This is a genomic window from Vibrio sp. YT-16 (assembly GCF_033337405.1).
GTDB classification, from domain to species: Bacteria; Pseudomonadota; Gammaproteobacteria; order Enterobacterales; family Vibrionaceae; genus Vibrio; species Vibrio alginolyticus.
The window spans coordinates 1-19,806 of sequence record NZ_JAWOQQ010000017.1; the positions used below are offsets into that span (position 1 = coordinate 1).

Sequence of the window (19,806 nt, forward strand, 5' to 3'; positions counted from 1 at the left end):
CACCGTAAGGTCAACGGATTGGTCTGGTTTTACATAGTCTAGGTCTTATTCGTAGCCTAATCGAAATACTTCCACGTTTTCGGCTATGTCTTGCGTTCGTCATAACATCCCGCAAGGTTACCCAACAAATGTAACGTTTTATTATCAAAGGGTCTAATGAGAGATTGGTCTACTTTTTAAACAAGATACTAGTAATTAGAATGTTAGTAGGAATAGCAGCCACACATCTCCTATTTCACAGTACAAACTAAAAATTCAACGCTCAAAAAAAGAACATTATTTCATAAGCTTTTAGCTATTGGGTGCGAAATAGCGTTATTTGACGAGCAAAGCAGAAAAAATCAATACAAACAAAAATCCCCAGCAATGCGCGATCACATCACTGGGGATTTTTTCATCAATATAAAATCTAAGTCAGCTTAAGTTACTTTTTATCCGACTTTTCCTTATACATTTCTTCAATTTCATCTTGGTATTTGTCATTGATGACTTTACGACGAAGTTTTTGAGTTGGCGTTAACTCACCATCATCCATAGAGAAAGCTCTTGGTAACAGTTTAAACTTCTTCACTTGTTCAAACTTTGCCAACTCTTTTTGAAGATCGTTCACACGCTTCTCAAGCATTTCGACCACCTGGTGGTGCTTAATCAACTCAACGCGATCGTGATATTTGATATTCAGCTCTTTCGCGTACTCTTCTAGCGAGTCATAACAAGGCACGATAAGCGCAGAAACAAACTTACGAGTATCCGCAATGACTGCGATTTGCTCGATAAAGTGGTCTTTACCAATCGCACCTTCAATCATTTGTGGAGCGATGTATTTACCACCTGAAGTTTTCATCAACTCTTTGATACGGTCGGTGATGAACAAGTTGCCATTTTCATCAATGTAACCAGCGTCGCCCGTTTTTAGGAAACCGTGCTCATCAAAGGTCTTTTCCGTCTCTTCTGGCATTTTGTAATAGCCACGCATCACCATTGGACCACGAACCAGAATCTCGTTGTTTTCGCCGATCTTAACCTGTGCGCCAGGCATCGACATACCAATAGAGTCGGGGTTAAAACATTTATCATCCCAACACGATACTGTCGCCGTGGTTTCAGTCATGCCGTAGCCCAACTTAACGTTGATACCAATCGCATGGAAGAATCGACCGATGGTTTCATCCAGCTTTGCACCACCACAAGGCATAAAGTTGATTTGCCCGCCAAGTAGCGCACGCAGTTTGCTCAGAACCAACTTATCCGCCAAAGCGTATGACTTACGCAGCAAGAACGATGGCTGACGTTTTTCTTGATGACAAGCGGCCATTTTTGCGCCCATGTTGACTGCCCAAGTAAACATGATCTTACGATGAATCGGCGCGCGAGACACTTTCTCGTGAATCGCAGAGAAGATCTTCTCATAGAAACGCGGTACGGCACACATCACGGTAGGTCGCACCTGGCTCAGTGCATCACGTACTTGCATGGTGTCTTGCAAATAGCAGTTGGTCGCCCCTTTGTACAATACATAAAAGGTCCAAGCGCGCTCAAATACGTGTGACAACGGAAGGAAACATAATGACACGTCACTTTGAGAAAGGCTCAAGCGCTGATCGTGCCCTTCCAATTGCGCCGCAATGTTTGCGTAGTCCAACATAACGCCTTTTGGCTGGCCTGTTGTACCCGAGGTGTAGATCAGCGTGAGTAGATCATCTTCTTTTGCCTGATCTAAACGCGCGTCCAATTCAACTTGATATGTAGCGTCGCCTTTGGCAACAAATGCTTGCCAAGAGATAACGAAATCATGATCGCCAAGTTCTATATCATCAGACATCGCAACAATGAGCTCTAACTGTTCGCACTGGTCGAAAATGCTCACTGCTGCATCAAATTGAGGCTGTTCACCAACAAACAGAACTTTGACGTCTGCATTGTTAATGATGTACGCCGACTGGGCGGCAGTATTGGTTGGGTAAATAGGTACTGTCACGCTGCGTAATTGCAGTGCTGCGATATCAGCGATCGTCCATTGCGGCATGTTGTTCGAGAAAATGCCGATCTTATCTTGGACTCCTAATCCCTGAGCCAAAAGTGCAAGTGATAAAGCATCAACTTGCTGACCAAATTGCGTCCACGTAATACCTTGCCACTCCTCACCCACTTTATGCTTGAGTGCAACGCGTGTACCACCGTTCGCAATTTGTTCACGAATACGTTTAACGATATGAAAATCTAACTTGGCCATTCTTTTACTTACCTTTTGGCTTACAGGCGTAAGCTAATTGAGCGAACAAGTGTACTCACGGCTTGCTAAAACGCAACTGACCAGTATCAAACTTATCACTAATAAGAGACAACTATCACTTATACGTCGCGAACGTACCTCAAATTGCTGAATGATTACTCTATTTAACTTACTGTTTCGATTGTTGATTACGAAAACAAAAAGCCCCGAGAGACAAAAATCGCTCGGGGACCAATGAATTGTAAAAATTGATGATTACCAATATGGTCTAATCGAGAAGACCAAACGTCATCTTATTTTGCGGCAACGACTTCACCACAAGTGATCATCAGTTGATCGCGTAGCCAAATGTGGCCTTTATCTTTTTCACTTGATTCATGCCAGCTTAAGAATCCGCTGATTTCTTTGTTCGCAAATGGGAAATCAAGAATTTGCAGTTGATCGCTGTTTACCGCATTTTCCGCCATCCAACGTGGTGCAATAGTCACAAGCTCAGATTGACCCACCACGTATAGTAGGTTGCTTAAACTAGAACCTTCATACGCCGCTTGGCAATCCAGTTCACGGTACGCTTGCTCTGAGAAACTACGTTGGCCATGCACTTTCGATAACTTCGCATGCTTTTCGTTAAGCAGTTGCTCAGCCGTCACACCACCTTGAATGCGTGGGTGGGTTTTTGATGCGATAACCACTAATTCATCTTTGAAGATTTCAGTACTTGAGAAACCTTGCTCATCAAAACGAGCGTAGTCGATCACGAAATCAATTTCTTGGTAGCGCATACGCTCAGACAACAAACGGTCAAATTCTGCATCTAGATGAAGCTGAACGTTTGGTGCTTGTTGATTCACTTTTGCCATGATCTTCGGAGCAAAACGCATGTCACAAGGGCTGCAAATCGCAAGCTTGAATAAGCGAGTCGAAGATTCTGGTTGGAATACAGAGCTAGGAAGTTCATTGCGAATCAGCTGTAGTGCTTGGCGAATAGGGCCAAACAGTTGACGAGCTCGTTGCGTAGGCTGAATACCACGGCCTTGGCGCATGAATAGCTCGTCGTTAAACATCACTTTTAAGCGTGCCACGGCGTTACTTACCGCCGGTTGAGACATGCCTAGGTTATGTGCTGCACGAGTAATATTTTGCTCTTGCATTACAGCATCAAATACAGTCAGTAGGTTTAAATCTACACCACGCAAAGTGCTTTCCATACGGTAGCTAGCAATTGCGCTCATCGCGTCTTTCTTCTCTAACATTGAGTGCGCCTCTTTTGTAATCGTCAACTTTGTTCATTAAATTCATAACGAATAGAATCCCATCTCGCACAAAAGACGGCGGCTGGATTCGAATCATTTTACGAATAGATAACCTAACTTTTTATTATATTTATCGTCCGGATACTTCCGGCTCGAACTGTACTATCAACTAATCGATTGCGGTTTCGCAACTAGATTGATATTTAATCAGTAAATTTTAGCCAATTAGGTATTTATTTGTTAAATAACAAAAGCTTGATAAAAACATAAAAAACTATAAAACACGTAAAAATGCATTCTTTGAGGACGTATTTAGCAAATTGATAGGACAGGCGTTCAACACAAGCATACATTTAGCTCAGTTATTAGTTGAAATAAGAACAACAGATGACAGCTATATCTCTGATTGAATTTTGCACTTATCAGTCAAATTATCAGCAAATACACACTGAATAGAAATGAGAGAGGAAGAATAAAAATGCAGCCTTCCAAACAGAAAGGCTGCAACAAAATCGTGTCAAAAATGGAAGGAACAACGTACTTAAATGTTCGACACGTAACTTGGAAAATCAACCTGCTCCCACAGTTGTCTGGATAACTCTGCTTTTGAATCCCATGCACCTTGCAGTACCCAATGAACAATAGCCTGAGCAACATCTGGGTATTTCACACTTTCGGCTTGTTGCTCCTTTAGCCACTGGCGTACTACGGAAATGTCTAAGCTCTCCATCGACATCGCAAGCCCTAAGTCTTCTAAGGTCGCAACATTGCTCTGCTGCTCGAATTGACCCGCGAGTGGCTTTAGTAACAATTTTTTCCCCAAAGACAAGGCTTCTGAAGGAAGCTCAAACCCACCATTAGCAATGACACCACTACAGCGATGCAAATGATGTTGGAAGTTGCTGTGGCATAAAGGGCGCAGTTCTATGTTTTCTACCTGCTCACATTCGATCACATCCGGGTGATAACAGATAAACGCTTGTTGATTAAAGTGGAACAATAAGTCCGAGATATCTTCAATCGATTCGAACGGTAGATACACCAACACGAAGTCGTCGTTTTCTGCTTGGCTATCGACGGTATGCACTATCGGCGGTAACAAAGGTTGATCAAAATGATGCCAATGCAAACCAAGGTGGTGTTGAGAAGGCGCAAAGTATTCAATGACGGATTTATCTAACCAACTTGCTCCCTTTAGTGGCACCGGATAACGAAAAGCATTTTGGTGGCTGATACCAATAGAAGGTTTATTTTGTTGTCTCGCTGCCCACGCTGTCACAGGTTCGAAATCATTAATGATAAGATCGTAGGACGACAGATCGAGTTGCTTAACTTCTTTGAAAAACTGCACCAAATTGTTATTCAATGCTGTTTTCGCGTAGTTTACAGAGCCTTTTTCGGTAATAAAGGTGAAGCCTCGGCGAGTCTGGTAATCGCCAAATGCTTCCATTGAAAAATATTTTTCCGGCGCTCGCCCAGAAAACAAAAAGTCGACCTCAACATCGTGCTCTTTAAACGCATGACTCATCGCCCTTGCGCGTGCAATATGTCCGTTTCCTGTCCCTTGAACACCGTACAAGATTTTCATCAATTAGCCTCCCAACATCGCAATCGCTAATCCACCACAAAGACTGCCAAGCAGTGCACCAATGATGACATCGGTAAAAAAGTGCACACCCAATAAGATTCGCGCGGTTCCGATTAAACTTGCCCAAAAGAATGCAGCAACGCCTAGGCTCGGATAGAAATGGTCAATCAGCGTCGCCATGACAAACGCAGCGGCAGTGTGTCCTGAAGGAAGACTATAGCGATCAGAGGGGGTAATAAAAGCAGGAAGGAGTGCACTAAGCTCTTCAGGACGACGACGCTTAAAACTATTTTTCAGCGTCCAATAAATTGGTAGCTCGATAGCAAAAGCAAGTAAACCCGCCAGTAAAAACCAGACTCCTTGCTCCTTATCTAAATACCAAGCTAATAAACCCAACACCAAGTAAAGGTGCCCGTCACCACTGTGGGAGACTCCTTTGCTGATATTGGCGACTTGTTGATTAAAACGGTGCTTAAGACAAACACTAGAGAGCGCTAAATCAAACTTAGCAATGGTTGCAATTGGCTGTGTAATTGTCTCTATGGTTCGCATGTGACCTTTCCTTACTTTGACAACGCCTTTGTGTGAAAAGTAGGAGGTTTAGGTGACAACAGCATGACGGGAGTTTGGACAATTAATGACAAAGGCCAAATTAAGGTGTGCCCAACAATTTATCTATTGGGCATAACCATAAAAATAGAACATTAAGAAGGGTTTGATGGTTGCGGTTGAGGGGTGTCTATATACCAGACTTTTCTCTTCTTGCGGCAGGCGCGCAAAGAGCCCGTCGTCATGTCGCCATCTTTTGTAAGCTCATAGCTCAGTGAGCGGCAAGTATAGTTTCCCGACAGTTCATGCTCTATACTCGTTTGCTCCGTTTTACTCGAGTTAGGCTCTAGTAGAGGGTTAGGCTGAGTAGATAAAATGTCACGATTTATCACATTGCTGCGCGCATAATCCTTATGGACATAACCTTTTATCACTCCTTTCTGTTCAACGAGAAACCAAGGTTGATCAACCACTTTTGCTAGCACATTAAAGACTTCCCCTTTCGATAATACGCCAAGCTTTGCCCCTTCAAGACTCGGTTTGGAGCGTAGGTTTAATGTGGTCTTAGAGCGGTAAGAAACATCCATAAACTCTACTGGGTTTGAAGTATCGACACCTTCAGTGGTTGGTCGGAAAACTTCCGCTTGCTGTTTCTCACTAGGTTGAACGCGGATCTTCCACCAAGAATACGTTTCCGGATCTTTACCTTTAAACTTATTTCGGCTGTCAGACTCAAGGGCAACAAGCATCTGATTCAAGAACGATTCGCGTCCCTCATAACTCAAAAATCGATCCATTTGATCATTGATAACCATGACGCTCTGCGAGTGATCATTCATAACAACGGGGGAAGCCACTTCCACATAGGTCTGCGATTGAAACAGCTGACAACCCGACAAGCTGACCAGAGTAAATACTATGGCTGAACGTCCAAATTGTTTTGTTAACCTCATTCTTTCCCTAACCCTTATTTCTTTTACCTAGTGCAACTGCACTACTATAAATGGTCATTCAAAACTTTTGCCAAACAATTCGGACCTTTGTGTGACAAGTCGCAATCCCGATGCTTGTTTTGGTAATGAAACGTCGCAAACTTGATGAGAACTTACTTCTTCTAGCACGTTTCTATCGCATCATGTCGTTTCACTTAGTGCATCATTTTTTTCAAGCAAACGAAAAGACTCATCCGATATGAATAAAAAATCGACTTTAGGGTTGACGCGCTTCATGGAGTGCGGTACTAATTTGTTAACTTAATTTTGTGGAAAGCTTAACAACTATGTCAGCTCATTTTTCTATCCTGCTTAGCCTCCTCCTGATCGTGACCAGTTCGCGCGGGTAGGCTGTGGAAGAAAAATAACCACACCAATTTCTAAGAACCCGCATGAGAATGCGGGTTTTTTTATATCTAAATACTGGAAGTAAACGATTCACTTGCGCAAAAGTGCAGAAATCAGGAAGGAAGCAAACATGAACGATCAGGTCATTATATTCGACACCACATTGCGTGATGGCGAGCAAGCGTTGTCAGCAAGCTTGACGGTTAAAGAAAAACTGCAGATTGCCTATGCGCTGGAAAGACTCGGCGTTGATGTTATCGAAGCTGGCTTCCCAATCTCTTCACCAGGTGATTTCGAGTCTGTACAAACCATCGCAAAAAACATAAAAAACAGTCGAGTTTGTGCCCTTTCGCGTGCCGTTGCGAAAGACATTGATGCTGCCGCTGAAGCATTAAAAGTGGCTGACCAATTCCGTATTCACACGTTTTTAGCCACTTCCACCATTCACGTAGAAGACAAACTACGCCGCAGCTACGACGATGTACTAGAAATGGCAGTCAACGCCGTTAAACATGCACGTAACTACACTGATGATGTCGAGTTTTCTTGTGAAGATGCTGGTCGTACTCCAATCGACAACCTATGTCGCATGGTAGAAGCCGCCATCAATGCAGGTGCGAGTACAATCAACATTCCAGATACCGTTGGCTACACCGTACCAAGTGAGTTTGGTGGGATTATTGAAACCCTATTTAACCGCGTTCCGAACATTGATAAAGCGATCATCTCCGTTCACTGTCACGACGATTTGGGGATGTCAGTTGCCAACTCTATTGCCGCCGTTCAAGCTGGCGCACGTCAGATAGAAGGCACGATCAATGGCATTGGAGAGCGAGCGGGTAACTGTTCACTTGAAGAGATCGCAATGATCATCAAGACTCGTCAAGAGTTTTTGGGCGTTCACACTGGCATTAAGCATGATGAAATTCACCGCACCAGTAAGTTGGTTAGCCAGCTATGCAATATGCCTATTCAAAGCAACAAAGCAATTGTGGGTGCAAATGCGTTTAGCCACTCTTCAGGCATCCACCAAGATGGCATGTTGAAGAATAAGAATACCTACGAAATCATGACCCCTGAGTCTATTGGCCTAAAAAACCAAGCTCTGAACCTAACCAGCCGCAGCGGTCGCGCTGCCGTGAAGAGCCATATGGATACCATGGGTTACAACGAAGACGAGTACAACCTAGACGCGCTGTATGCGGATTTCTTGAAACTTGCTGATCGCAAAGGCCAAGTGTTCGATTACGACCTAGAAGCCCTAATGCACTTCTCGAACTTGCGTGAAGAAGATGACTTCTACAAATTGAGCTACCTAAGCGTGCAGTCTGGCAGCGTAATGGCTACCACCAGCATCAAAATGCAATGCGGTGATGAAGAAATGTGTGAAGCAGCGGTCGGTAATGGCCCAGTTGATGCGCTATACCAATGTATCTACCGCGTGACAGGCTACGACATCGTTCTGGATAAATTCGACCTAACCGCGAAAGGTGAAGGTGAAGATGGTTTGGGTCAAGCAGACATCATTGCCAACTACAAAGGTCGCAAATACCACGGTACGGGTGTTTCCACCGACATCGTTGAGGCTTCCGGCCAAGCATTATTGCACGTTATTAACAGCATTCATCGTGCAGATAAAATCGAAGAAATGAAGCAGAAAAAGATTGCGACTGTGTAATAACAACCGGGCTACACGGCTCAGGAAAGAACACGCTCGTTGAAATAATTAAGCTCAAAATTAGAAAACTTAAAGGATTAACATGACAGACAAATCGTACAAAATTGCCGTCCTACCCGGTGACGGCATTGGCCCGGAAGTAATGGCGCAGGCACATAAAGTATTGGATGCAATCGAAAAGAAACATGGTATTGCGTTTGAGCGTGACGAGCATGATGTCGGTGGTATCGCGATCGACAACCACGGTTGCCCACTTCCAGAGAGCACAATAAAAGCATGTGAAGAGTCTGATGCAGTCCTATTCGGCTCGGTTGGCGGCCCTAAGTGGGAGCACTTACCACCAAACGAGCAACCTGAACGCGGTGCCCTACTTCCACTACGCAAACACTTCCAACTGTTCTGTAACTTACGTCCAGCGCAAATTCACTCAGGTCTTGAAGCTTTCTCACCGCTACGTGCAGACATCTCGGGTCGCGGCTTTGACATCGTGGTAGTCCGTGAACTGACGGGTGGTATCTACTTCGGCCAACCGAAAGGTCGTGAAGGTGAAGGCGCAACAGAGAAAGCGTTCGACACTGAGGTGTACCACCGCTTTGAGATCGAACGTATTGCAAAAATCGCTTTTGAATCTGCACGTCTACGCCGTAAGAAGGTGTGTTCAATCGATAAAGCGAACGTTCTGCAAAGCTCAATCCTATGGCGTGAAGTGGTAGAAGAAATCGCAAAAGATTACCCAGATGTCGAGCTGTCACACATGTACATTGATAACGCAACAATGCAGTTGATTAAAGACCCAGCTCAGTTTGACGTGATGCTTTGTTCAAACATCTTCGGCGACATCATTTCTGATGAGTGTGCAATGATCACTGGCTCAATGGGTATGCTACCTTCAGCAAGCCTAAACGAAAGTAAATTTGGTCTGTACGAGCCAGCAGGTGGCAGTGCACCCGATATCGCAGGTAAGAATATTGCTAACCCTGTGGCGCAAATCCTATCAGCAGCACTGATGCTGCGTTACAGCCTAGGTGAAGAAACTGCGGCGCAAGACATTGAAGCCGCAGTATCAAAAGCACTTTCAGCTGGGGAGCTAACGGGCGATCTTGCTGGTGACAACCCTGCACTTTCGACGTCTGAGATGGGCGATAAGATCGCTGAGTACATCTTAAACTCTTAATACAAAACAGATTCATAATAAATACTAAATCCTCTATCCACCAATGACTTACCTCTAAGTCATTGGTGCTAAAACAAAGCAACAAGGATAACGAGGAAAGGAAGCAAACAATGGGCAAAACATTATACGAAAAAGTCTACGACGCACACGTTGCCGTCGCAGCAGAAGGGGAAAACCCAATCTTGTACATCGACCGTCACTTGGTACATGAAGTGACGTCTCCGCAAGCATTTGACGGCTTGCGTGAAAAAGGTCGTAAAGTGCGTCAGGTCAGCAAAACTTTTGCCACCATGGACCACAACGTTTCGACAACCACCAAAGACATCAACGCATCGGGTGAGATGGCTCGTATCCAGATGGAAACGCTATCGAAAAACTGTGAAGAGTTTGGCGTTACGCTTTACGACATCAACCACAAATACCAAGGTATTGTGCATGTTATGGGCCCAGAGCTTGGTATTACCCTACCGGGCATGACCATTGTTTGTGGTGACTCACACACTGCTACACACGGTGCATTCGGCTCGCTAGCTTTTGGTATTGGTACATCTGAAGTTGAGCACGTATTAGCGACTCAAACGCTAAAACAAGCGCGCGCTAAAACGATGAAGATCGAAGTGAAAGGCAAAGTAGCTCCGGGCATTACTGCGAAAGACATTGTGCTAGCAATCATCGGTGAAACTACAGCAGCTGGCGGTACAGGCTACGTGGTTGAATTCTGTGGTGAAGCGATCACTGACCTTTCAATGGAAGGCCGCATGACCGTATGTAACATGGCGATAGAGCTAGGTGCGAAAGCCGGTTTGATTGCGCCAGATGAAACCACGTTCGAATACATCAAAGGCCGTAAATTCTCACCTCAAGGTGCCGACTTTGATGCAGCAGTAGAATACTGGAAGACATTAAAAACTGACGATGATGCTCAGTTTGATGCAGTCGTGACGCTAAACGCAGCAGACATTAAACCACAAGTCACTTGGGGTACTAACCCAGGCCAAGTGATCGCGGTAGATCAACCTATCCCAGCACCAGAAAGCTTTGCCGACCCAGTAGAAAAAGCCTCGGCAGAAAAAGCATTGGCTTACATGGGCCTAGAGGCAGGCAAGTCATTGTCTGATTACAACGTCGATAAAGTCTTCGTTGGTTCTTGTACTAACTCACGTATCGAAGACATGCGCGCAGCCGCTGAAGTAGCGAAAGGTCGCAAAGTCGCGCCTCACGTTCAAGCGCTGATCGTTCCTGGCTCTGAGCAAGTAAAAGCGCAAGCAGAAGCGGAAGGCTTGGACGTTATCTTTAAAGAAGCGGGCTTTGAGTGGCGCCTACCAGGTTGCTCGATGTGTCTAGCAATGAACAATGACCGTTTGGGCCCACATGAACGTTGTGCGTCTACTTCAAACCGTAACTTTGAAGGCCGCCAAGGTCGTGATGGCCGTACCCACCTAGTGAGCCCTGCGATGGCAGCGGCAGCAGCAATTGCTGGTCACTTTGTAGATATTCGTGAACTAGACTAAGGAGCAAACCAATGTCAGGCTTTAAACAACACACAGGCTTAGTTGTTCCTCTAGATGCAGCGAACGTTGATACTGATGCCATCATTCCAAAGCAGTTCCTACAAAAGGTCTCCCGCCTAGGGTTTGGTAAGCACCTATTCCATGACTGGCGCTTCCTAGACGATGCTGGCGAACAGCCAAATCCAGAGTTCGTGATGAACGCACCTCGCTACCAAGGCGCGTCTATCTTGCTGGCTCGTGAAAACTTCGGCTGTGGCTCATCTCGTGAGCACGCACCGTGGGCACTAGCGGATTACGGCATCAAAGCGATGATCGCACCAAGCTTTGCCGATATTTTTTACGGCAACTCGATCAACAACCAAATGGTGCCAGTTCGTTTGACTGAACAAGAAGTGGATGAAATCTTCCAGTTTGTTGAGGCAAATGAAGGTGCAGAAGTCGAGGTCGACCTAGAAGCGAATGTCGTTCGTGCCAACGGCAAAGAATATGGTTTTGAAATCGATTCGTTCCGTCGTCATTGCTTGCTAAACGGTTTGGACAACATTGGCCTAACCCTTCAACACGAAGATAAGATTGCTGAGTACGAAGCGAATATTCCAAGCTTCTTGCGTTAAGACGCGTTAGTAAATACACAAATCAAGGGCTGGCAATTGTCGGCCCTTGATTTGTTTTGGGTGACTGATCTCATATCGCTTTGCTTACAGAATACCGAACGCCTCTGTTGAAATTCGTCATCCTGAACAGCGACGAAGGAACGTGATTCAGGATCGACTACCAGAGCGCACTGTACAGATTCATACTGTCTTTACTCAAGAGTTTGTGGGTATTAGATTCCTGATATCGCTTATGCTCCTCGGAATGACAGCGAATAAAGGCCACTGATTACTGAAAGAAAACAAGCACTAAACTGGTCTACACTATCAACAATATCTCATTCAAAGGTATCTCTATGAAGCGTCTGTTATTGCTGTTGTGTGCTCTGGTTTCTTTCTCGACATTGTCCGCGCCTAAATCCGACTTATGGCCATATTGGAAACAATCGAATCAAGCCAACCAAACCCAAATTTCTCATCAAGAATGGCAACAACTGCTCGATACTTATTTAGTTGAACAAGGCGAGAATACCTTGTTTCGTTATAGCCAAGTCTCCTCTGTCGATAAAACTAAGCTGAAACAATACATCCAGCGTTTGGCAAAACTAGACCCTCTACAATACAACCAAGCAGAGCAATATGCCTATTGGGTAAACCTTTACAACGCCATCACGGTAGATCTTATTTTGGATAACTATCCAGTCGAATCAATCACCAAGCTAGGTGGTTTATTTAGCTTTGGTCCTTGGGGAGACGATGTGGTCGTGGTCAATGGGAAGGATCTAACTTTAAACGATATTGAACATCGAATTTTGCGTCCAATTTGGAATGACCCAAGAACGCATTACGCGGTTAACTGTGCCAGCCTAGGATGCCCTAATCTGCAATCTCAAGCATTCACTGCTGACAACACGCAAGCTCTACTGGATAGTGCCGCCAAAACATTTATCAACAGCAGCAAAGGCGTATCTATCCAAGGTAACACGGCACAGCTGTCTTCTATTTATGATTGGTTTGCAACGGACTTTGGTGGAGAAAAACAAATCTTCAAACACATCGCAAAGTATGCTCCGCAATACAAAAACTTCTCTGGCAAAGTGAAATACGAATACGATTGGGACTTGAATCAAGCCAACTAAACTGGGGGGATGTGAGGTCAATTAGCATTAGGGACATGATAGGCCAAAAGCTAAAGACACAGGCAACTCAAAGACTAAGACATGAAAAAGGGCACTGAGTGCCCTTTTTTACATCCAAATGTTTGATAGAAAACGTCCGACTACTTAAAGCCTTTAACCTTCTTAATAAGATCGTAAGCGTTTTGAATCTCTTGAGATTTCTCTTTCGCGACGTTCATCATCTCTGGTGGTAAACCTTTAGCCATCAATTTGTCCGGGTGATGCTCGTTCATCAGTTTACGATAAGCACGCTTAACGGTTTTACTGTCTGCATCTGAAGACACATCCAGAATTTTGTACGCGTCGGCCAACTGATCCGCTTGTGAAGCTTGTTGCCAGCTACCACCTGAAGATTGGCCTTGATGCTGACCATGAAAACCGCCCTGGCTTTGGAAACGAAATGCGGCTTCTTGCATTTGCAAACGACGCTCTAATTGCTCAGAAGAGAAACCCAAACCACGTGCAATCTTGTGTAGTACATTTCGTTCACTCGGGTGGATCGAGCCATCTGCAAAGGCCGCCGAGATTTGCAGCTCTAAGAAAAATTGCAACAAGTCAAAGCGACCAGCTGTCGAAATTTTCACACGAACAAGAACATCTTCTAACGGAAAGTCGCTGTCTTTACCTTCACGAAACGCGTCTTGCGCTGCGCGACGCTGTTCGCCATGCAAATTCATGCGGTCCATCATGGCTGAAGCCAGTTGGATTTCCTCTTTGGTGACTTGGCCTTTCGCTTTTGCCACATGTCCCATTACCGCAAACGCCGCTTTAAAAAACTCTTCTTGGCGCTGAGCTTGACTTGGCCCTTTTCCAAAGCCGCCAGTAGAGAACCCGGCTTGACTCAAGCGACGTGCTTTATCGAATTGATGGCCAATAAATAAGCCAAAGAGTAAACCTAGCGGCCCGCCAAGTAACAAGCCAAAAAAGGCACCCAGAATTTTGCCAAAAATATGCATTATGTGTTCTCTATCAATGAATTTTTATCGACGACGGCGGTCTTATAGTGCCGGATGCAACGATTTCCTTTATGATAATGGAATTAGTTTTATTTCGGCTAGGCCATTTCGCCTGCTTATCTTTGCAGCTATTTTGTCGTCATTATGCCACAGTGAATCAATACGCTGGGATAAATGCGACTATAGTTGATTCATTTGGCTATTACGCTAGGGTACAACAAGCCCTATAGCCATCGAGTAGTAGTGACACAGGAAAGTTCAATTCAATGCAACATTTCTCCCGCACATTTTTAGCGGCCTCTATCAGCACCGCCTTGTTTGTACCCACCACTCAAGCTGAAGCGAATATCCATGATAGTGTGCAGGAAATGCCCGCCACAGATCAATGTTTGGTCGATACAAGTGGCGAGGAGGACGCTCTTAATACCCCAGTAGTGGTAGAAGCTGACACCCTGCAAGCCATCAATGGTGACAAAGCTCAGTACTCAGGTAATGTACAAGTCACCCAAGGCCAGAAGAAAATTACCGCAGATAGCGTAACGCTGCACCAACAAGACAACGTCGTGGTTGCCGAAGGCAACGTGACTTTCAATGACGGCCAAGTCAAAGCTCGATCTGATCGTGTTACTAACGACATTAATCAAGATACGTTTTCACTTGAGAACACCGATTATCAGTTCCTTTGCCAACAAGGCCGAGGCACTGCAGCCTATATCGCTCGCACAGGTCAGTCGGTTTATGAACTCGAAGATGGCTCTATCACATCGTGCCCTCAAGGCGATAATTCATGGCGATTGGTTGCGTCAGGCATCGATGTTGACCAAGATGAAGAGACAGCGACGCTGCACCATCCTCGATTTGAAGTGTTAGATGTGCCTGTTTTCTATGTGCCGTATCTAACCATGCCAATTGGAGATACGCGTAAAACGGGTTTCCTCTTCCCTTCTTTATCGTACGGTTCTAGTGATGGTATGGAAGTCGAGGTGCCATTCTATTGGAACATCGCGCCTCAATATGACATGACACTCACCACGCTCTATATGCAGCAACGTGGTACAAAACTCGATACTGACTTCCGCTACCTAACAGATGGTTGGGGAAATGGAGAAATCAAAGGCGAATACCTCAATAGTGATCGCAAATATCAGGACAAGTCTCGTTGGGGCTACCAAGTTAAACACGACGGTATCATCAATAAACAGTGGATAGTCAAAGTCGATTACTCAAAAGTGAGTGATATTGATTACTTCCTCGATCTCGACTCCGACATTGGTAACCGTGAAGATGGTCAACTGGTTCAAGAAGGACAAGTACAATATCGTTCTGACTTCTGGGATGCCTCGTTAACCGTTCGTGACTTCCAAATCTTATTGAAAGAAGAGAACCGCCCTTATCGCCTGCTTCCTCAGTTAGACTTGAACTACTACACGCCATTGTGGGGAGACTACCTTAACTTTGACGTGAAGAGCCAAATCAGCCGCTTCGATACCAGCGATGCTGCGCGACCAAATGCGACCCGTGTTCACATTGAACCAGGGCTTACATTGCCACTCTCAAACTCATGGGCAACGTGGACAACAGAAGCGCGTGTGCTCTCTACGTATTACTCTCAAGACTTAACGGGTTTGACTGATGTAAACTTGCAAAACCAGTTGGATGATGAAGTTTCTCGTGTTATTCCTGAGTTCCGTACGCATGCGCAACTTTACTTAGAGCGAGATACAAGCTGGATCAAGGGCTACACACAAACACTGGAGCCTCAGCTGCAGTACTTGTACGTACCTGAAGAAGATCAAACCAACATCTACAACTACGATACCACCTTGCTACAAACCGACTACTACGGGCTATTCCGCAGTCGTAAGTACAGTGGCATTGATAAAATCGCCTCGGCGAACCAGTTAAGCTACGGTGCGAGTACTCGCTTCTTTGATGATGACTATAAAGAGCGTCTTAACGTTTCATTTGGTCAGATTTACTACTTCGATAAAAAGACCAAACTGAGCAACAGCCCAAATCTTCCGGATGAGACAACCAATTACTCATCATGGGCGATTGAAGCTGATTTCAACTACAACGATTACTTGTTCTATCACGGTGGAATTCAATACGATATTGATTTGAGCTCCATGCAGTTGGCAAACAGTACCTTGGAATACCAATTCAACGGCGGCTTTATTCAGGGTAACTATCGCTACGTTACGCGTGAATACATCGAAGATACGATCATTCTCGAAAACCTAGACACAATTACTCGTAAAGGTATTTCTCAAGCAGGTATTGTAGCGGCCTACGAGTTCAACCCGAACTGGTCTGCGAGTGGTCAATACTACTACGACCTCAATGAAAATGCGGACCTAGAATGGTTAGCGAGCCTACGTTACCAATCTGACTGTTGGTACATTGGCGTCACTTACTCAAACCAATTGCTTGGTTGGGAAGACCAAGCTATCGGCAGCACCGGGGCATCACCTGAATACGAAAATAACTTCAGCGTTAACTTCGGTATTCAAGGCTTTGCGACTAACCAGCGTGAAGACACTGCTGTCAAAGAACTGGATGGTTCTGACAACGCGATTAAGTACGGCCGCCCATTCTATCTGAACAATTAATCAAAATAGGCGTCTTAAATGAATAAGACGCCTATTCAAAAATACTGACGGAATTTTAAATGAAAATTTGGAAATCAATCTTATTCACGACCCTACTCTCTTGCGGAGCGGTTGCAGCACCAGTAGAGATCGATAAGGTTGCGGTCATCGTGAATGACGGTGTAGTTCTACAAAGCGACATCGAAACAGCGATGAAAACGCTGCAAGCCAACGCTCGTCAAAGTGGAAAGAGCTTACCTTCTACCAGCGTGTTAAAAGAACAAGTCGTTGAAAAACTTATCATTGATACGTTGCAAGGCCAAGAAGCAGACCGTATTGGTGTGCGTATTGACGACAACCGTTTAAACCAAGCGATTGCAGAGATCGCACGTAATAATGAGCAATCGGTAGAACAACTCGCTGCTTCTGTAGAAAGTGAAGGTTTAAGTTACCCAGAATTCCGCGAACAAATTCGTAAGGAAATCGCCGCATCAGAAGCTCGCAATGCACTGGTTCGTCGCCGTATTAATATCCTTCCAGCAGAGGTCGATAGCCTTGCTGAGCAACTATCACAAGAAACCAATGCGACTGTTCAATACAAAATTGGACACATTCAACTGCGCTTCTCTGACGATAAAGAAAAGTCAGCTGTAGAAGCAGAAGCTAAAGCGCTCGCGAAAAAGCTAAACGAAGGTGCAGACTTTACGGAGATGGCCTACACCTACTCAAAAGGTCCTAAAGCTTTACAGGGTGGTGATTGGGGATGGATGCGTAAAGAAGAGATGCCAACCATCTTTGCTGATCAGATCAAGATGCAAAACAAAGGCAGCATTATTGGTCCATTCCGTAGTGGCGTTGGTTTCCACATCCTAAAAATAGAGGATGTAAAAGGCCTAGAAACGGTTGCGGTAACGGAAGTAAATGCGCGTCATATTTTGATTAAACCAACAGTGATTCTGAGCGACGAAGGGGCGAAGAAGCAACTGAATGAATTTGTACGCCGCATCAAAGCCGGTGAAGCAACGTTCGCTCAATTGGCAACACAATACAGTCAAGATCCTGGCTCGGCAGCACAAGACGGTGAACTAGGTTATCAAACACCAGATCTTTACGTGCCAGAATTCAAGCACCAAGTAGAAACTCTGCCAGTTGGCTCAATCAGCGAACCGTTCAAAACCGTTCACGGCTGGCATATCGTTGAAGTGTTGGATCGTCGCCAAGTGGACCGTACTGACTCAGCGATGAAGAACAAAGCTTACCGTATTCTATTTAACCGTAAATTTAATGAAGAAGCGGGCGCATGGATGCAAGAGCTACGCGCAAGTGCGTTTGTTGAAATCGTGGATGACAACAATGACAACTAATACAATTCGTAGAATTGTCGTAACCGCAGGGGAACCTGCGGGTATCGGCCCAGACTTAGTGCTTGCCCTATCGAAAGAAGATTGGGCGCACCAAATTGTCGTCTGTGCCGATAAGAATATGCTGACGGAGCGAGCCAAGCAGCTTGGCATCGAAGTCCAACTGTCTGATTACAATCCAGAAGAAGCACCTAAAGCACAAAAAGCGGGCACGCTTATCGTTGACCATATCCAAATATCGGAACCTGCGGTCGCAGGCGAGCTCAATGAAGCGAATGGCCACTATGTACTAAAAACGCTAGAAAGAGCAGCTTTAGGCTGTATGAATGATGAATTTGATGCTATTGTCACCGGCCCTGTTCATAAGGGGGTGATTAATCGCGCAGGTGTTGCATTCAGTGGTCATACTGAATTTTTCGCCGAGAAGTCACAAACGCCGCTAGTCGTAATGATGCTAGCAACGGAAGGACTACGCGTGGCGCTGGTTACAACACATATTCCTTTAGCTTATGTGTCCAAAGCTGTCACCGAAGAGCGATTAGAAAAAATCATCGATATTCTTCATAAAGACCTTGTAGAAAAGTTTGCTATCGCACAACCAAACATCTACGTTTGCGGGCTTAACCCTCATGCTGGCGAAGATGGCTGCTTAGGTCGTGAAGAGATCGAGACCATCACTCCGACACTGGAAAAAATTCGACAAGAAAAAGGTATCAACCTGATCGGCCCTCTGCCGGCTGATACCATTTTCAATGAAAAATATTTAAATGATGCTGATGCTGTTTTAGGCATGTACCATGATCAAGTATTGCCAGTATTAAAATACAAAGGCTTTGGTCGTTCAGTAAATATTACTCTTGGTCTACCTTTTATTAGAACATCGGTGGACCACGGTACTGCATTAGATCTGGCAGGGACAGGTCAAGCGGATACAGGGAGTTTCCGAACAGCGCTCACGCATGCGATAGATTTGGTAGAGAAGAAACAATGAGAAATGATGTCCATTTAGGGCACAAAGCGCGTAAACGTTTTGGTCAAAACTTCCTGAACGATCCATACATTATTGATGGAATCGTATCAGCGATTAACCCAAAACCAGGTCAAAACCTGGTTGAAATCGGTCCTGGTCTTGGTGCAATCACTGAGCCAGTAGGTCGTGAAGTGGATAAGTTCACAGTTATCGAATTAGACCGCGATCTGGCGGAACGCCTACGTACTCACCCTGAACTGGCAGATAAGTTGACCATCCATGAGGGTGACGCTATGCGTTTTGACTTCACTCAACTAGTGAAGCCAAACAACAAGCTGCGCATTTTTGGTAACTTACCATACAACATCTCTACACCATTGATGTTCCACCTTTTTGAGTTCCATAAAGACATTCAAGACATGCACTTTATGCTGCAAAAAGAAGTGGTAAACCGCTTAGCCGCCGGCCCTGGCAGCAAAGCTTACGGCCGTTTAACGGTAATGGCTCAGTACTACTGTAAAGTGGTACCGGTACTGGAAGTACCGCCAACGGCATTCGTTCCACCACCGAAAGTGGATTCTGCCGTTGTTCGTTTAGTGCCTTACGAAGAGCTGCCATGCCCGGCGAAAGATCTGCGTTTGCTCGATCGCGTTTGTCGTGAAGGCTTTAACCAACGTCGTAAAACAGTTCGTAACTGCTACAAATCGTTGTTAAGCACAGAAGTACTAGAAGAGCTAGGTGTTAATCCAAGCATGCGTCCAGAGAACCTGACGCTAGAACAATTCGTCGCAATGGCGAACTGGCTTGCGGATAACCCGCAGCACTAAGAAC

At 45.1% G+C, this 19,806-nt stretch carries 15 protein-coding genes; 9 read left to right on the plus strand and 6 right to left on the minus strand.

The features are described 5' to 3' along the window. Positions 1 to 424: 424 nt before the first annotated feature. From R7F07_RS20720 to R7F07_RS20740, 5 genes are all read right to left on the minus strand, one after another. Positions 425 to 2,233 carry an AMP-dependent synthetase/ligase gene (locus tag R7F07_RS20720; RefSeq protein ID WP_158173628.1) on the minus strand — a complete coding sequence of 603 codons (1,809 nt, stop codon included), beginning with the start codon at positions 2,231 to 2,233 and terminating at the stop codon, positions 425 to 427. Positions 2,234 to 2,526: 293 nt separating this feature from the next. Further along, on the minus strand, positions 2,527 to 3,486 hold the full coding sequence (gene calR, locus R7F07_RS20725) for a LysR family transcriptional regulator CalR (RefSeq protein ID WP_005379693.1): 960 nt from the start codon (positions 3,484 to 3,486) through the stop codon (positions 2,527 to 2,529). A gap of 541 nt (positions 3,487 to 4,027) precedes the next feature. Beyond that, positions 4,028 to 5,074 (minus strand): MJ1255/VC2487 family glycosyltransferase, encoded by a 1,047-nt coding sequence (locus R7F07_RS20730; protein ID WP_158173627.1) that lies wholly within the window; start codon positions 5,072 to 5,074, stop codon positions 4,028 to 4,030. Positions 5,075 to 5,077: 3 nt separating this feature from the next. Then, the gene (locus R7F07_RS20735; protein WP_005379690.1) at positions 5,078 to 5,626 is read right to left on the minus strand and encodes a phosphatase PAP2 family protein; all 549 of its coding nucleotides are present in this window, start codon (positions 5,624 to 5,626) and stop codon (positions 5,078 to 5,080) included. A gap of 152 nt (positions 5,627 to 5,778) precedes the next feature. Then, the gene (locus R7F07_RS20740) at positions 5,779 to 6,576 is read right to left on the minus strand and encodes an SH3 domain-containing protein (protein ID WP_054574255.1); all 798 of its coding nucleotides are present in this window, start codon (positions 6,574 to 6,576) and stop codon (positions 5,779 to 5,781) included. 517 nt (positions 6,577 to 7,093) lie between these two features. Here R7F07_RS20740 and leuA point away from each other — a divergent pair. The 5 genes from leuA (at position 7,094) to R7F07_RS20765 (ending at position 13,058) form a co-directional block, all read left to right on the plus strand. Further along, positions 7,094 to 8,641, plus strand: coding sequence for a 2-isopropylmalate synthase (gene leuA, locus R7F07_RS20745; protein ID WP_005379685.1), 1,548 nt, complete (start codon positions 7,094 to 7,096; stop codon positions 8,639 to 8,641). Positions 8,642 to 8,723: 82 nt separating this feature from the next. After that, a complete protein-coding gene (leuB, locus tag R7F07_RS20750) occupies positions 8,724 to 9,815 on the plus strand; it encodes a 3-isopropylmalate dehydrogenase (RefSeq protein WP_158173626.1) in 1,092 nt (363 codons plus the stop codon). Positions 9,816 to 9,925: 110 nt separating this feature from the next. Continuing rightward, positions 9,926 to 11,326 (plus strand): 3-isopropylmalate dehydratase large subunit, encoded by a 1,401-nt coding sequence (leuC, locus tag R7F07_RS20755; RefSeq protein ID WP_005379681.1) that lies wholly within the window; start codon positions 9,926 to 9,928, stop codon positions 11,324 to 11,326. Positions 11,327 to 11,337: 11 nt separating this feature from the next. Next, positions 11,338 to 11,940, plus strand: a complete 603-nt coding sequence (leuD, locus tag R7F07_RS20760) for a 3-isopropylmalate dehydratase small subunit (protein WP_005383071.1) — start codon at positions 11,338 to 11,340, stop codon at positions 11,938 to 11,940. A 335-nt stretch (positions 11,941 to 12,275) separates the two neighbouring features. Further along, positions 12,276 to 13,058 (plus strand): DUF547 domain-containing protein, encoded by a 783-nt coding sequence (locus R7F07_RS20765; RefSeq protein ID WP_005383074.1) that lies wholly within the window; start codon positions 12,276 to 12,278, stop codon positions 13,056 to 13,058. 140 nt (positions 13,059 to 13,198) lie between these two features. Here the strand turns inward: R7F07_RS20765 and djlA are convergent, their stop codons facing one another. After that, positions 13,199 to 14,053 carry a co-chaperone DjlA gene (gene djlA, locus R7F07_RS20770; protein ID WP_005383076.1) on the minus strand — a complete coding sequence of 285 codons (855 nt, stop codon included), beginning with the start codon at positions 14,051 to 14,053 and terminating at the stop codon, positions 13,199 to 13,201. 266 nt (positions 14,054 to 14,319) lie between these two features. On the opposite strand from djlA, the gene lptD reads away from it, so the two are divergent. Genes lptD through rsmA form a run of 4 tightly spaced genes read left to right on the plus strand, consistent with a single transcriptional unit; the run spans position 14,320 to position 19,802 of the window. Then, positions 14,320 to 16,665 carry an LPS assembly protein LptD gene (lptD, locus tag R7F07_RS20775; RefSeq protein ID WP_171342785.1) on the plus strand — a complete coding sequence of 782 codons (2,346 nt, stop codon included), beginning with the start codon at positions 14,320 to 14,322 and terminating at the stop codon, positions 16,663 to 16,665. A gap of 59 nt (positions 16,666 to 16,724) precedes the next feature. Continuing rightward, positions 16,725 to 18,008, plus strand: coding sequence for a peptidylprolyl isomerase SurA (gene surA, locus R7F07_RS20780; RefSeq protein ID WP_005379672.1), 1,284 nt, complete (start codon positions 16,725 to 16,727; stop codon positions 18,006 to 18,008). After that, positions 17,998 to 18,996 carry a 4-hydroxythreonine-4-phosphate dehydrogenase PdxA gene (pdxA, locus tag R7F07_RS20785; protein WP_005383085.1) on the plus strand — a complete coding sequence of 333 codons (999 nt, stop codon included), beginning with the start codon at positions 17,998 to 18,000 and terminating at the stop codon, positions 18,994 to 18,996. Before surA ends, pdxA begins: the two co-directional genes overlap by 11 nt. Then, positions 18,993 to 19,802 (plus strand): 16S rRNA (adenine(1518)-N(6)/adenine(1519)-N(6))-dimethyltransferase RsmA, encoded by an 810-nt coding sequence (rsmA, locus tag R7F07_RS20790; protein ID WP_005379669.1) that lies wholly within the window; start codon positions 18,993 to 18,995, stop codon positions 19,800 to 19,802. Before pdxA ends, rsmA begins: the two co-directional genes overlap by 4 nt. Positions 19,803 to 19,806: the final 4 nt, after the last annotated feature.

Excerpts from the sequence above, each read along its gene's own strand:
- R7F07_RS20765 (WP_005383074.1), top strand. The coding sequence starts at position 12,276 with ATGAAGCGTCTGTTATTGCTGTTGTGTGCTCTGGTTTCTTTCTCGACA.
- leuD (WP_005383071.1), top strand. The coding sequence starts at position 11,338 with ATGTCAGGCTTTAAACAACACACAGGCTTAGTTGTTCCTCTAGATGCA.
- R7F07_RS20720 (WP_158173628.1), bottom strand. The coding sequence starts at position 2,233 with ATGGCCAAGTTAGATTTTCATATCGTTAAACGTATTCGTGAACAAATT.
- surA (WP_005379672.1), top strand. The coding sequence starts at position 16,725 with ATGAAAATTTGGAAATCAATCTTATTCACGACCCTACTCTCTTGCGGA.
- R7F07_RS20735 (WP_005379690.1), bottom strand. The coding sequence starts at position 5,626 with ATGCGAACCATAGAGACAATTACACAGCCAATTGCAACCATTGCTAAG.
- leuC (WP_005379681.1), top strand. The coding sequence starts at position 9,926 with ATGGGCAAAACATTATACGAAAAAGTCTACGACGCACACGTTGCCGTC.
- R7F07_RS20730 (WP_158173627.1), bottom strand. The coding sequence starts at position 5,074 with ATGAAAATCTTGTACGGTGTTCAAGGGACAGGAAACGGACATATTGCA.
- calR (WP_005379693.1), bottom strand. The coding sequence starts at position 3,486 with ATGTTAGAGAAGAAAGACGCGATGAGCGCAATTGCTAGCTACCGTATG.
- djlA (WP_005383076.1), bottom strand. The coding sequence starts at position 14,053 with ATGCATATTTTTGGCAAAATTCTGGGTGCCTTTTTTGGCTTGTTACTT.
- R7F07_RS20740 (WP_054574255.1), bottom strand. The coding sequence starts at position 6,576 with ATGAGGTTAACAAAACAATTTGGACGTTCAGCCATAGTATTTACTCTG.
- leuA (WP_005379685.1), top strand. The coding sequence starts at position 7,094 with ATGAACGATCAGGTCATTATATTCGACACCACATTGCGTGATGGCGAG.
- rsmA (WP_005379669.1), top strand. The coding sequence starts at position 18,993 with ATGAGAAATGATGTCCATTTAGGGCACAAAGCGCGTAAACGTTTTGGT.
- lptD (WP_171342785.1), top strand. The coding sequence starts at position 14,320 with ATGCAACATTTCTCCCGCACATTTTTAGCGGCCTCTATCAGCACCGCC.
- pdxA (WP_005383085.1), top strand. The coding sequence starts at position 17,998 with ATGACAACTAATACAATTCGTAGAATTGTCGTAACCGCAGGGGAACCT.
- leuB (WP_158173626.1), top strand. The coding sequence starts at position 8,724 with ATGACAGACAAATCGTACAAAATTGCCGTCCTACCCGGTGACGGCATT.